General features: G+C 36.7%; 16 protein-coding genes. 2 read left to right on the forward strand and 14 right to left on the reverse strand.

What is annotated here, in order from left to right:
* Nucleotides 1-5 precede the first annotated feature (5 nt).
* From IGJ45_RS16570 to IGJ45_RS16605, 8 genes are all read right to left on the reverse strand, one after another.
* Nucleotides 6-194, reverse strand: coding sequence for a DUF951 domain-containing protein (locus IGJ45_RS16570; RefSeq protein ID WP_021148890.1), 189 nt, complete (start codon nucleotides 192-194; stop codon nucleotides 6-8).
* Nucleotides 195-204: 10 nt separating this feature from the next.
* A complete protein-coding gene (locus IGJ45_RS16575; protein ID WP_003129168.1) occupies nucleotides 205-1,095 on the reverse strand; it encodes a ParB/RepB/Spo0J family partition protein in 891 nt (296 codons plus the stop codon).
* Complete coding sequence (locus tag IGJ45_RS16580; protein WP_003129169.1) at nucleotides 1,085-1,849, reverse strand: ParA family protein; 765 nt, start codon at nucleotides 1,847-1,849, stop codon at nucleotides 1,085-1,087. The genes IGJ45_RS16575 and IGJ45_RS16580 overlap by 11 nt, the downstream gene beginning before the upstream one ends.
* Nucleotides 1,850-1,860: 11 nt before the next feature.
* On the reverse strand, nucleotides 1,861-2,574 hold the full coding sequence (rsmG, locus tag IGJ45_RS16585; protein WP_003129171.1) for a 16S rRNA (guanine(527)-N(7))-methyltransferase RsmG: 714 nt from the start codon (nucleotides 2,572-2,574) through the stop codon (nucleotides 1,861-1,863).
* Between the two features lie 443 nt (nucleotides 2,575-3,017).
* Nucleotides 3,018-3,746 carry an Asp23/Gls24 family envelope stress response protein gene (locus IGJ45_RS16590; protein ID WP_005473101.1) on the reverse strand — a complete coding sequence of 243 codons (729 nt, stop codon included), beginning with the start codon at nucleotides 3,744-3,746 and terminating at the stop codon, nucleotides 3,018-3,020.
* Nucleotides 3,747-3,765: 19 nt separating this feature from the next.
* Nucleotides 3,766-3,951 carry a DUF2273 domain-containing protein gene (locus IGJ45_RS16595; RefSeq protein ID WP_003129173.1) on the reverse strand — a complete coding sequence of 62 codons (186 nt, stop codon included), beginning with the start codon at nucleotides 3,949-3,951 and terminating at the stop codon, nucleotides 3,766-3,768.
* Between the two features lie 11 nt (nucleotides 3,952-3,962).
* Nucleotides 3,963-4,532, reverse strand: a complete 570-nt coding sequence (gene amaP, locus IGJ45_RS16600) for an alkaline shock response membrane anchor protein AmaP (RefSeq protein WP_003129175.1) — start codon at nucleotides 4,530-4,532, stop codon at nucleotides 3,963-3,965.
* Between the two features lie 28 nt (nucleotides 4,533-4,560).
* Entirely contained in the window at nucleotides 4,561-5,454 is an 894-nt protein-coding gene (locus IGJ45_RS16605; protein ID WP_003129177.1) for an SDR family oxidoreductase, read from the reverse strand.
* A 248-nt stretch (nucleotides 5,455-5,702) separates the two neighbouring features.
* Here IGJ45_RS16605 and IGJ45_RS16610 point away from each other — a divergent pair, with 248 nt between their 5' ends.
* Complete coding sequence (locus IGJ45_RS16610; RefSeq protein WP_308052719.1) at nucleotides 5,703-6,155, forward strand: DUF2188 domain-containing protein; 453 nt, start codon at nucleotides 5,703-5,705, stop codon at nucleotides 6,153-6,155.
* Nucleotides 6,156-6,169: 14 nt separating this feature from the next.
* On the opposite strand, the gene mnmG is transcribed toward IGJ45_RS16610, so the two are convergent.
* Nucleotides 6,170-8,071: a tRNA uridine-5-carboxymethylaminomethyl(34) synthesis enzyme MnmG gene (gene mnmG / locus IGJ45_RS16615; protein WP_409531402.1), complete on the reverse strand. Its 1,902-nt coding sequence runs from the start codon at nucleotides 8,069-8,071 to the stop codon at nucleotides 6,170-6,172.
* A gap of 20 nt (nucleotides 8,072-8,091) precedes the next feature.
* Nucleotides 8,092-9,489, reverse strand: a complete 1,398-nt coding sequence (gene mnmE, locus IGJ45_RS16620; RefSeq protein ID WP_003129182.1) for a tRNA uridine-5-carboxymethylaminomethyl(34) synthesis GTPase MnmE — start codon at nucleotides 9,487-9,489, stop codon at nucleotides 8,092-8,094.
* 223 nt (nucleotides 9,490-9,712) lie between these two features.
* Here mnmE and IGJ45_RS16625 point away from each other — a divergent pair, with 223 nt between their 5' ends.
* A complete protein-coding gene (locus IGJ45_RS16625; RefSeq protein ID WP_003129184.1) occupies nucleotides 9,713-10,042 on the forward strand; it encodes a heavy metal-binding domain-containing protein in 330 nt (109 codons plus the stop codon).
* Between the two features lie 228 nt (nucleotides 10,043-10,270).
* Here IGJ45_RS16625 and jag read toward each other — a convergent pair whose 3' ends face one another.
* From jag to rpmH, 4 genes are all read right to left on the reverse strand, one after another.
* Nucleotides 10,271-11,035: an RNA-binding cell elongation regulator Jag/EloR gene (gene jag / locus IGJ45_RS16630; RefSeq protein WP_081131865.1), complete on the reverse strand. Its 765-nt coding sequence runs from the start codon at nucleotides 11,033-11,035 to the stop codon at nucleotides 10,271-10,273.
* Between the two features lie 16 nt (nucleotides 11,036-11,051).
* Nucleotides 11,052-11,876 carry a membrane protein insertase YidC gene (locus IGJ45_RS16635; protein WP_003129186.1) on the reverse strand — a complete coding sequence of 275 codons (825 nt, stop codon included), beginning with the start codon at nucleotides 11,874-11,876 and terminating at the stop codon, nucleotides 11,052-11,054.
* Between the two features lie 18 nt (nucleotides 11,877-11,894).
* Nucleotides 11,895-12,230 carry a ribonuclease P protein component gene (gene rnpA / locus IGJ45_RS16640; protein WP_003129188.1) on the reverse strand — a complete coding sequence of 112 codons (336 nt, stop codon included), beginning with the start codon at nucleotides 12,228-12,230 and terminating at the stop codon, nucleotides 11,895-11,897.
* 121 nt (nucleotides 12,231-12,351) lie between these two features.
* On the reverse strand, nucleotides 12,352-12,486 hold the full coding sequence (gene rpmH / locus IGJ45_RS16645; protein ID WP_002356012.1) for a 50S ribosomal protein L34: 135 nt from the start codon (nucleotides 12,484-12,486) through the stop codon (nucleotides 12,352-12,354).
* Nucleotides 12,487-12,995 lie beyond the last annotated feature (509 nt).

Here is a 12,995-nt window from a genome sequence, read left to right on the forward strand (position 1 = left end):
TTATTTCACTCTTTCTCTTTTTTTTCTAGGATTTTTTTCATTTTTTTGTCGAACTCACGGCGAGTAAGCATAACAATATGGCCACAGTTCGTACATTTTATTTTGATGTCCGCACCCATACGGATAATTTCCCAACGGTTTGCTTTACATGCATGGGGTTTCTTCATTTCAACAATGTCACCAAGATCATACATATTTATCACCTCAAGCTTCATCAAATTGAATATTCAATAAATCAAGGATTCGTGTTAAATCTTTCTGTGAAAGGTACTCAATCTCTATTTTCCCCTTACCTTCCTTTTCATGGATTTCAACATTTGTCCCAAACTTGTCCATTAGTCGTTCTTCACTTTCCCGCAAATAATAGGGTTTTTCACGAATCAAACGAGGAATTTTCTTCTTCTCATTTTTAGCATCATTCATTTCAGACACTAATTGTTCTAATTGGCGAACAGTAAGATTTTCTTTCACACATCGATTGGCTAATTTTAAAATCAGATCTTTGTTTTTTAACCCTAGCAGTGTGCGCGCCTGTCCCATTGATAAGCGTTCATCTTGTACCATCTCTTTTACCAACTTTGGCAATGATAATAGACGAAGATAATTTGCAATATAAGGACGACTTTTGCCTAATCGTGTTGCCACTTCTGCTTGTGTTAATTTAAGATTTTTCATTAGCATTTCATACGCTTCAGCTTCTTCTAAAGGATTTAAATCTTCTCTTTGCAGATTCTCTAGAACAGCTACTTGCATCATTGCTTCTTCATCAAAATCACGGATAATTGCAGGTATCGTTTCTTTTTTTGCTAACTTGGATGCACGAAAACGTCGTTCACCAGCAATGATTTCATAGCCCTTTACAGTAGATTTTCTAACAATAATCGGCTGAAAAACACCTGCGTGTTGAATTGAATTAGCTAGTTCTTGAAGTGAAACTTCATCGAAGGTTTTACGTGGCTGGTAAGGGTTTGGTCTTAATTCATTTAAAGGGAGCTCAACCACTTCCTCTGTTTTGATATCTACTTCTTCTAAGCCTTGAAGATCTTGAAATAGTGCATCGATCCCCCGTCCTAAACCTTTCCCTTTATTTTTCACGAGTTAACACTTCCTTTGCTAATGTCTGATATACTTCAGCACCCTTTGAACGTGGATCATAATCAATAATAGATAGACCATGACTTGGGGCTTCTGATAAGCGTACATTACGTGGAATAATTGTCTCATAAACTTTTTCTTGGAAATAACGACGAACTTCTTCTACTACTTCAGCACCTAGATTTGTCCGTGCATCGTACATTGTCAACAAAACACCTTCAATTTCTAATTCAGGATTAAAGTGCTTTTGAACTAGACGCACGGTATTCAATAACTGACTTAGTCCTTCCAATGCGTAATATTCACATTGAACGGGTATTAAAATAGAGTCGCTGGCTGTAAATGCGTTGATCGTCAAATGTCCAAGAGAGGGGGGGCAATCAATAAATATATAGTCATATTGATCTTTAATTTCATTCAATGCCGATTTCAAACGAGATTCCCGAGCCATCATTGAAGTTAATTCAATTTCAGCACCAGCTAATTGAATCGTCGCAGGAACAATATCTAAATTCTCACGACTACTTGGCAATATTGCCTCTACGATTGGTGTTTCATTCACCAATACATCGTAGATATCTTTATCAACATCTGGTTTACGAATCCCTACTCCACTTGTGGCGTTTCCTTGAGCATCAATATCTACTAGTAAGACTTTTTTTCCTACATAGGCCAAACAAGCACCCAGGTTGACTGTAGTTGTTGTTTTGCCTACGCCGCCTTTTTGATTTGCCACCGAAATAATACGTGCCATTCTGCTTCCTCCTACTTGATTGGTTGTTTCGCCGGCAAACCAGGTTTGCGCGGGTATTTTTTTGGCGTTTCTTTCGTTTTTTTGATGATCAAAAGATGCCGTTCATCATTACTAACAGGCAATGTCAATTTTTTTTCTTCAATAAACTTACCACCAAGTAATGCGATTGCTGATTTTGCTTCTATTAATTCTTCTTCGCTTTTTGCTGCTTTTAAGGCAAAGAAATACCCGTTCTTTTTAACGAGAGGCAAGCATAGTTCCGTTAAAATATTTAAACGAGCTACTGCTCGAGCAGTGACATAATCAAAGGATTCTCGGAACTCTTTTTGACCAAATGTTTCTGCTCGATCGTGAAACAAGTAAACATCTTTTAAACCTAAATCTGCCACTAAAGTTTGTAGAAAAGTAATCCGTTTATTCAGTGAATCAACGATTGTTATCTTTAGTTGTGGGAAGATGATTTTCAATGGAATACTAGGAAAACCTGCTCCAGAACCGACATCACATAAATGTGCATCTTCTTTGAATGCTGTCACAAAAGCTAAAGAAATCGAATCATAAAAGTGTTTCAAATATACTTCTTTTTGATCGGTAATTGCAGTGAGGTTCATTTTTTGATTCCATTCAATCAACCGATCATAGTAAGTAGCAAATTGCTTGAGCTGTTCAGATGACAACTCAATTCCTTGAATAGATAATTGTTTTTGAAATTCTTCTGGCAGCATAATGAATCCTTTCTATTTTTGTGAAACAGAAAAATGTTTCACAGACTAATTCCTACTTTAACGCAAAAAGTTTTGAGATGCAATAGGAATACATTGCTTTCAAAGAGATTTTAATTTTTCCACGACGGTTTTTATTTAATTGTTTGTGGTTAGTTTATGGCAAAAATTTGAACTTGTACTCAGACAAAAAAATGCATCATTTTCCATGACCGGTAAATACTAACTCACTAGACTTAAAAAATACAATTACAAAATTGTATCTGTATTCTGATGAAATTGTTACTTGTATGAATAGTCAGTAAGCAGCTGTAAAAGTGTATTATCAGTTCTATCAATTTTTTAGTTAAATAATATAGAAAGAATCTATTTTTCAAAAAAATTGATCGATAAAATAAGAGCTACCCTTCAACATGAAGGATAGCTCTTATTTTTTCTATTATTAATTAATGAACGCGAGGTTCATTATTTTCTTGCATACGATCAGATGTTCGTTCTACTGCACCTTTAGCTTTTTCTGTTTGTCGAGAAGCAAAATCTCCTGTTTTTGATGCCGCGTTGGAGACTTTATCTTGAACTGTCTCGCTATCTTCTTGATACTCAGCTTCTGACTTAATGTCGACCACATTGATATTGACTTCAATTACATCTAGTTGAGTCATATTGGCTACTTCTCTATGAATCACTTCTTTAACTCTCTCAGCAACTTCTGGAATATTTCGTCCGTACTCTACCACAATATCCATATCAACAGCGACTTGTTTTTTGCCAACTTCAGTATTGATCCCAGAGGTTACATTATCTGTATTTACTAATTTCTCTGCAATATTTGAGAAAAACCCTCCATCAACTGTTAACAGACCATCAACATCTTCCAGAGCGATACCAATAATTTTTTGAATAACTTTATCATCATAGGTCAAAGAACCATTTACGGATGTTTCTCCAGTAGGACCTTGAAATCCACTAGGTTTTTCTGTCTGATTATGATGTTGGTTTCCAACTGTTGCTTGGTGCTGTTCAACCGCTTCTTGCGCATGAGGTACAACTGGGTCTGGTGCTTCTGTCATCGGAATATCGTTTTCTTTTGTCGTATGATCCGTGTTTGGTACGACTGGATCTGGATGTGCACTTACTGGTTTTTCATTTTTTAATTCGTTTTTTTCGTTATTCATTTAAATTCCTCCTGAGTTCTTATTGTTTTAGAAATTGATCTAACATTCCCGTTCTCTGTACGTACATCCCTAGGGCAAAGCCTAATCCTGTGAGCACAATGATCAGTAGTGTTTTGAAAAAGCCAATGCTGACAAATAGTAAAGCTAACACTAATCCAATCGCTCCAAAGATAATAGGGATCTTATATTGTTCAAGCTCTTTCATTGATAGACCTCCTATTCTACACGTGGATTTTCTGTAGTGTTCTGTTCTTCGTAGTTCGTATAAGAAACATCGACTTTGACTTTTTCACTTGATCCTAACGTTCTCTGCAAATCTTGCTGGATCTCAGTCATCAAATTCTCTGTTTTACCTACCAATGCAGAAGTACGTTTTAATTTTCCTTTGATTTTTACGCTGATTCGATTTTTAGTTGCTTTAACATTCACTTTAGGTCCATCAACGAATTCTTTTTCACTAACCTTTGTTCGTACTAAACCTTCAATTGCTTTTTTATCGATCGACAATGTTCCTTTATCCTCTTTCAAAACAAAAGTAGCTTTTGTTCTAGGATAGAAGATAATAACTAGAATGACACAAAGGAAAAAGATAATTAGAACTGCTGCTGCCCAAAAAAGATATTGTTGTAGGAAATAATTCGTGAAAAAGAAGGAAATAAATCTTTCTTTTCGATCTAAGCCAAACGGTAAACTAAAATAAGGATTGCCCAATAATAATATTGGCAATAACACAGTAATAAAAATCAATGAAACTACAATCGCTAAAGTTTTCCATCCTTTATTCATAAGACACCTCCTAATATTTGATCACTTCTTATAGATTGATTGCTTCTCCACCAGTTACTCCATAAATTTGAGCTGTTACATAGCTTGCTTTGTTCGACGCCAGAAAAACATACACAGGTGCTAACTCGGCTGGTTGTCCTGCACGTTGTAACAACGAATTTTGGCCAAATTCAGGTAACTGATCCTGAGGTTGTCCATGATCCAACTGTAGAGGTGTCCAAATTGGGCCTGGTGCTACACCGTTTACTCTAATTCCCTTTTCAGCAAACTGTTTTGCCAAACTAACTGTGAAACTAGCAATAGCAGCCTTAGTTGCAGCATAATCCATTAAATGAGCACTTGGACTAAAAGCTTGAACAGAAGTCGTTGTCACAATGGCCCCACCTGCTGGGAGATGAGGTTCTGCAGCTTTAACTAAAGCAAACATGGATAATATATTCACCATGAACGTATCTTTTACTTGCTCAAAGGGTAATTCTGAAATAGAGGGACGTGTGATTTGTTGCGCAGCGTTCAAAACAAGCGTATCCAAACCGCCTAGCCCTTTTACTGCTTTTTCAACGATTTCTTGAGGAGCTGCTTCATCTCTCAGATCATATGGTAATAGGATAGCTTTACGTCCAGCTTGTTCGATATAGTGAGCAACTTCCTCGGCATCTTTTTCTTCTCCTGGAAAAAAATGTAAGGCGATATCGGCCCCTTCTCGTGCAAAAGCAATGGCTGCCGCTCGACCAATTCCTGAATCTCCACCCGTAATCAGTACCCGTCGATTTTCTAATTGATTTGTTCCTTCATACGTTTCTTCTCCACAATCCGGCTCAGGCATCATTTCTTCTTGCAAAGCAGGAGTATCTTGATCCTGTTTTTTAAATTTACCTGTTTGATAAAGTTCGCGCGGATCATTCAAAATAGGTTCACTCATCTTACATCCTCCTTTTGTCTATAACAAAATTCTAAACCATTAAATTTTTTTTTGGAAATATAACGCTTATTTAATTTTAAAATCAAAAATAATTTCAATAAAAAATGAGCAAAGAAAGCGCAAACAAAGAGGGTTTTAATAAGGATATAGAAGGTAAAATAATTTATTTCTCTTTCCGTACTGAAATTCAATTTTTTCCATATTTGGGCAAAAGTAGGTAAACTAAAAGAAAAAAGGGGGAGTACAAAATGCCTTGGAATATGAAAGATTATCCTGCTTCAATGAAAAACTTGGATCCGTTGGTTCGAAAAAAAGCAATTGATATTGCAAATGCTTTGTTGAATGATGGCTATACAGACGATCGGGCAATTCCTATTGCTACTAGCCAAGCGGAAAAATGGCTAGAAAATGCCAGTGAAGAAGAAAAGAAAGAATTTCGTAAGGAAAAAAATCCTCAAAAAGATGATCCGCATACCAAAAATAAAAATGCAAAAAAGCTTCTGACAGCCAATGTTCAAGTAAAATTTGAAGAAGATAAATGGGTTGTTTTATCTGAAGGCGCTAAACGAGCTAGTGATCATTTTAATATTAAAGAAGATGCCATTGCTCGGGCAAAAGAAATCGCTGAAAATAAAAAAACTGGTGTAGAAGTATTTAAAAAAGATGGTAGTCACCAAAAAGATTACGACTTTTCCGAATAAAAAAACCAGCCTCTTTAGGCTGGTTCAGTTATTTTCGCAATCTTTCCTTGTTCGATATAAACCATCAATATACTTATGTCGGCTGGATTTACGCCACTAATTCGGCTGGCCTGAGCGATGGTTTCTGGTTGTATTTTTTGTAGTTTTTGTTTTGCTTCAGTTGCAAGACCATTGATTGCTTCATAATCAATGTTTTCAGGAATCCGTTTTGCTTCCATGCGTTTTAGTTTTTCCACTTTTTCAAGGGCTTTTTTGATATATCCTTCATATTTGATCTGAATCTCTACTTGCTCAATTTCCTTCGGCTTTAATGCAGGGTTTGCTTCGATAAACTGCAAGAGTTCTTGATAATTTACTTCTGGACGGCGTAGAAATTCATTTGCTAGAACACCATCTTTTAATGGAGCGGTTCCTTTCTCTTTGAGGAAAGATTGAACAGATGGTGTTGGTTTGATACGTACTTTTTTTAGACGTTGGATTTCCTCTTCTACAGCTGTTTTTTTCGTTAGATAGGCTTGGTATTGTGGCTCTTCCACTAAGCCAATTTGGTGTCCGACTTCTGTTAGACGAAGATCCGCATTATCGTGACGCAGCAACAACCGATATTCTGCTCTCGATGTCAATAGACGGTATGGCTCATTAGTCCCTTTTGTTACTAGATCATCGATCATTACTCCGATGTATCCATCACTACGTTTCATAATAAAAGGCTCTTTTCCTTGAATCTTAAGAGCAGCATTTATGCCAGCAATCAATCCTTGACCCGCTGCTTCTTCATATCCGCTCGTTCCATTTGTTTGTCCTGCTGTAAAAAGGTTAGCGATGACTTTTGTTTCTAACGTTGGTCGTAACTGATGTGGTACTACAACATCATATTCAATAGCATAACCCGTACGCATCATCTCAACTTTTTCAAGCCCGGCAATCGAATGGAGCATATTGACTTGGACGTCTTCTGGAAGAGAAGTTGAAAGTCCTTGGACATACACTTCTTCGGTATCTAAACCTTCTGGCTCTAAAAATAATTGGTGGCGTGATTTATCGGCAAAACGTACGATTTTGTCCTCGATCGAAGGGCAGTACCTTGCTCCAACCCCTTCAACGATTCCAGTAAACATTGGTGCACGATGAAGATTATCATTAATGATTTGATGTGTATGTTCATTGGTATAGGTTAACCAGCAAGGTTCTTGATTGGTTTTGTATTGGCTATCTGGTGTACTGTAACTAAAGTGATTAGGGGCTTCGTCACCGGGTTGGATCTCAGTTACATCATAGTTGATGGTACTTGACTTCACACGTGGCGGCGTACCAGTTTTGAAGCGCGCAATTTCTAAACCTAACTCTTTTAAATGATCAGCAAGCCCAATGGATGGTTGAGAATTATTAGGTCCCGAAGAATATTTTAGTTCACCAATAATAATTTCCCCACGTAGCGCAGTTCCAGCAGTAATGATCACCGATTTTGCTTGGTAACGAGCTCCAGTTGCAGTAACAACGCCTTTACAAATACCATCCTCAACAATCAATTTCTCTACAATACCCTGGCGTAATGTCAAATTTTGCTCCATTTCAATGGTTTTTTTCATTTCAGAAGCATAGGCATGTTTATCTGCTTGTGCACGCAATGCACGCACAGCCGGTCCTTTACCTGTATTCAACATTCTCATTTGAATGTATGTTTTGTCGATGTTCTTCCCCATTTCGCCCCCGAGAGCATCAATCTCTCTAACAACTACACCTTTAGCAGGACCTCCTACTGATGGATTACAAGGCATAAATGCAACCATATCTAAATTGATGGTTAACAATAATGTTTTACACCCCATACGGCTAGCTGCAAGAGCAGCCTCTGATCCAGCATGACCTGCACCAACTACTATAACTTCATATTCTTCTGCTTGATATTCTTGCATCGTATTCTCCTTTGGTAATTTTATTTTCCTAAACAAAATTGACTAAATAACTGCGTAATTAATTCATCTTGAACACTATCTCCAACAATTTCGCCTAAATAATCCCAGCAACGAGTCATGTCGATTTGCACAAGATCAACAGGCATCCCACTTTCAATTCCTTGAATCACTTCTGCTAATGAATGTTCTGCTTTTTCCAATAATGCAATATGACGAGTGTTTGAGAGATAAGAGGCATCTTTATCTCCTGTATTTCCACCAAAAAACAAGTCAGCTATTGCTTGTTCAAGTTGATCCAATCCTTCACTCGTTAATACCGAAATAGGAAGAGCAGGCTCATTCTCTAAATAGGGCACTAAATCTTCTTGATTGATTCTTGAAGGTAAATCTGTTTTATTTAGCAAAATGATTCGTTTATTTCCAGATGTAATATCCAATAATTGTTTATCTTCTGTTGTGAGTGACTCACTTTGATTTAGTACTAATAAAATCAAATCCGCTTCACTGAGTGCTTTGCGACTACGCTCAACACCAATTTTCTCAACGATATCTTCTGTTTCACGAATTCCTGCGGTATCAACTAACTTTAAAGGCACACCACGTACGTTTACATACTCTTCAATAACATCTCTAGTAGTACCTGCAATATCTGTTACAATTGCTTTCTCTTCCCGTAATAAGTGATTTAGCAGACTTGACTTGCCTACGTTTGGCCGACCAATAATTGCTGTACTGAGACCTTCTCGTAAAATTTTTCCTTGCTGTGCTGTCTGTAAAAGAGCTTGTATCTGTTTCTGGACTTGATTTGCCTTTTCTAATAATAAACGTGTTGTCAATTCTTCGACATCATCATATTCTGGATAATCGATATTTACTTCTACCTGTGCCAATGTCTCTAAGATCTCTTGCCGTAGTTGTCGGATCAATCTTGAGAGGTTACCATCTAATTGGTTGATAGCGAGATTCATTGCTTTATCAGTTTTTGCACGAATCAAATCCATCACTGCTTCAGCTTGAGATAAATCAACACGCCCATTAAGAAAAGCACGCTTTGTAAACTCTCCCGGTTCAGCCAACCGTGCTCCTTGACGCAAAACTAATTGCAAAATTTGATTAACGACAACAATCCCGCCGTGACAATTGATTTCTACTATATCTTCTCTAGTAAAAGTTTTTGGTTTTCTCATGATCGATACCATAACTTCATCCATCATTTGATACTTCTCAGGGTCAAAAATATGGCCATAATGTATCGTGTGGCTACTCACATCTATTAGTTTTTTCTTTCCTGATTGAAAGACAGCATCTGCTATGGAAATTGCTTGTTCACCACTTAATCGAACAATACTGATTGCTCCTTCACCAGGGGGCGTAGATATTGCTGCAATCGTATCAAATTCCTGCGTAATACTCACCATACTAAAGCTCCTCCTAATTTTTCGCATAAAAAAAGCGCCCACTCCACCCGTCAAACTCATAACGGATAGACTTAGCACTTTGACTGCTTGTCATATAAAATTCTGGGAATAGATTAGCATACTTTTTATTTTGTCGCAAGTCTACTTGGTAAACTTTTAATCTTTTGCATCAAACACTAAAAACATTTAAAATAAAGGAAACAATAAGAAATGAGGGATTTTTATGGATACGTCCAAAAAAATAGATACTTCTTCTCGCATCAAGGAAATCATTCTTTCTACCGGAAATGTCAATCGGCCATACATTGTTCGCGATATTGTCTTTGCCGCAGATAAAATTGAAGTAGATTTATTTGATCCTGAAATCGATTTGAATGCGCTTCTCTCTGATGTTGCTTTTCGTCTGAAAGAAAAAGCGCACAGTTATGGTGCTAATGCTGTAATCAACTGCCATTTTGAACATGATCGAATCGTAGAAAACGGGAAAACTTTTTTAGAAATTTTTGCTTATGGAACAGTTGTACAGTTTACACAATCTACAATCGGCGGCTAATTTCCCTCAACAGTAAACTGCTAAACCTCGATACTACCAATACAATTAATATAAAAAAAGAGTCCGTGGCAAACGGACTCTTTTTTTCACCAAAGTAAGAACTACTCATCGTATGTTTACTTTGATAAGAATGATTTCTAGTCAAGAATACTTGGTTTCAAATATCTTGTCAATTCCTTTTTCTCCACGATAAAAGGAATGACCTGAAATCAGGTCATTCCTTTAGACTTAAAAGTTTTTTTTCGCTGGTTCAACCACCAAGTACCGATAAGGCTCGTCACCTTCAGAGTGTGTTTGTATTTGGGCATCCTTACTTAATGCAGAATGGATTTGCTTTCTTTCAAAAGCTGGCATAGGTTCTAAAAAGACTGGTCTACCTGTGCGTTTAACTTTTTCTGCTGTTCTATTGGCCAGACGCTCTAAAATTGCCTGACGCTTTTCACGATAATCACCTACATTAACAACCACAGATAGCTTATTTGCTGCGATTCGATGAATATATACTTGTGCCAGATATTGTAAAGCATTTAGTGTTTTTCCATGTTTTCCAATCAGGAGTCCTTGCTTTTGTGTATCTAGATGAAAAACGATCAAGCCATCTTCTCGTGCTGTTTTTACAAGGGCTGGTGCATTCAATGCTTTAGAAATGTTAGTCAAATATAAAGCAAGATGAGTAAGTGCTTCATCATCAGAAAGATCCTTTGCGTTAGGTTTTTCTTCCGTATCTGCTTGCGATTTTGCAGTAAGCACTGATTCCTCAAGTTCAGGTTCTAAGATTTCTTCAATTATTTCAGTTACTGATTCTGTGATGATTTTTGATTCATCCGCAGCACTTCTTTCAATTGATACGCGGGCACTCTTTTTACCAATACCCAAAAAACCTTTTTTCCCCTCATCCAAAACATCGATCACTGCTTGATCCTTGTTTAAACCTAAAGCATGCAATCCTTCTTGGATAGCTTCATCTACTGTAAGACCTTCATAAATCGGCATTATCTGCAACCTCCTTTTATTTCTTACGTTTTTTCTTAGGACTCATTGCTTTCTTCAGCGCTCTTTCTCGTTCTCTTTCTTTTCGAGCAGCTTCTTCTCTTTCTTGACGAATCTTGAATGGATTATTCAAAATCAACGTTTGTACTACTTGGAATGCATTGGATACAACCCAGTATAAAGATAAACCACTAGCGATATTGATCCCCATCAATAAAATCATCAATGGCATTGCAAAATTCATTATCTTTAAACTAGCATTTGATTCTATTTGACTCATACTAGACAAATAAGTACTTGCAAATGTAAATAGTGCAGCTAATATAGGTAAAATAAAGTAAGGATCTCGGTCCCCTAATTGTAACCACAAAAATTTTCCTTCTTGTAAAGCTGGAACCCGCGAAATCGATTGCCATAATGCCATCAAAATTGGCATTTGGACAAGTAGCGGCAAACATCCGGCATAAGGATTCACATTATTTTCTGCATAAAGCCGTTGCGTTTCTGCACGTAATTTATTTTGTGTTTCACTATCTTTCGATGCATATTGTTGTTGCAGAGCTTTTAATTTTGGCTGCAATTCTTGAGTTTTTCGCATACTCTTTGTTTGAAAATGCATTAAAGGCATGAGAATAATCCGAATGATCAAAGTAAATAGAATGATCCCAATTCCAGCATTGCCAAAAGATAGCATCTTGATCGCTTCAGCAAAGTAATAAACGATATAACGATCCCATAATCCTGAACTTTGCGCATTCACTTCCCCAGTTGCGCTACAGGCAGACAAGACAACTACCAATGAGACGATCCCCAAAAATAGTAAGATACGTTTTCCTTTTTTCACTTAAATAATTCCTTTCCGTTAGTTAATGATTTTAGCAAGCTTTAACACATGCTCTAAATTCGAGTATACTTCTTGAGAAGAGCAATTCGAAACACTTGGACGAGCAATTACGATGAAATCGAGTGTAGGTTTGATTCTAGGTTGCATATCCGTGAGACTTGCTCTGATTTTTCGTTTGATCTCATTTCGTTTAACAGCATTTCCTACTTTTTTTCCTACAGATAATCCGACACGAAAATGTGGCTGATCTTTCTGCAGAACATAGACAACAAATTTACGGTTTGCAAAAGACTTTCCTTTCTGAAAAACCTTTTGAAAGTCTTGTTCTGTTTTTACGCGATATGCCTTTCTCATCTTGGTTCCTTCATTTCTTTCTACTTTGGTTACTCACCTGTCAATAATACCATATTTAGTAAAAGGGATTCACTATATTCCTTAAAAAACGGCATAAAAAAAACCACTGGCATTCAGTGGCTTATGCAGAAATAACCTTTCTGCCTTTACGACGACGACTTGCTAAAACACGACGTCCATTTTTTGTACTCATACGTTTACGGAATCCGTGAACTTTTTGACGTTTACGTTTATTTGGTTGATAAGTTCTTTTCATTTAGTGACACCTCCATCAAAATAATGATTATGCGCATAGACATACTTTGATAGTATAACGAGTCAGACAGTGTTTTGTCAATATAAAATTCACCCACTTTACTGTCTTGTTTTCCACATAAACGAAATGAACTGTGTGTTACTTGTGGATTTTGCATTTTTGTGGATAACTTATTTCCACAAGTTTTTCCTGCTTTTTCCACAAATAAACACCCTTCTAAAAAGTTATCCACATACACTTTTCTGGCTGTGCATAAATCAGGAAAATGCTTTTACATCAACGTATTTGATTAACAGTTGCTTGTGGATAAACAAGAGATTATTGTAACAATCCACAAACACTCCTCCTCTGTGGATAACCGTAAATTTGATAAGTTAATTTCTCCTGTTCTTTTTTCCATAAATGTGGAAAAGTATTTTTTTCTAACCTTTTTTATTATAATCTGTGGAAAACTTCTTCCATCCGTGCTAAATTAGTATTATCTATTCTTAGCTATAGGAGGACAATTT

The organism is Enterococcus sp. DIV0574 (assembly GCF_051711125.1).
GTDB classification, from domain to species: domain Bacteria; phylum Bacillota; class Bacilli; order Lactobacillales; family Enterococcaceae; genus Enterococcus_D; species Enterococcus_D gallinarum.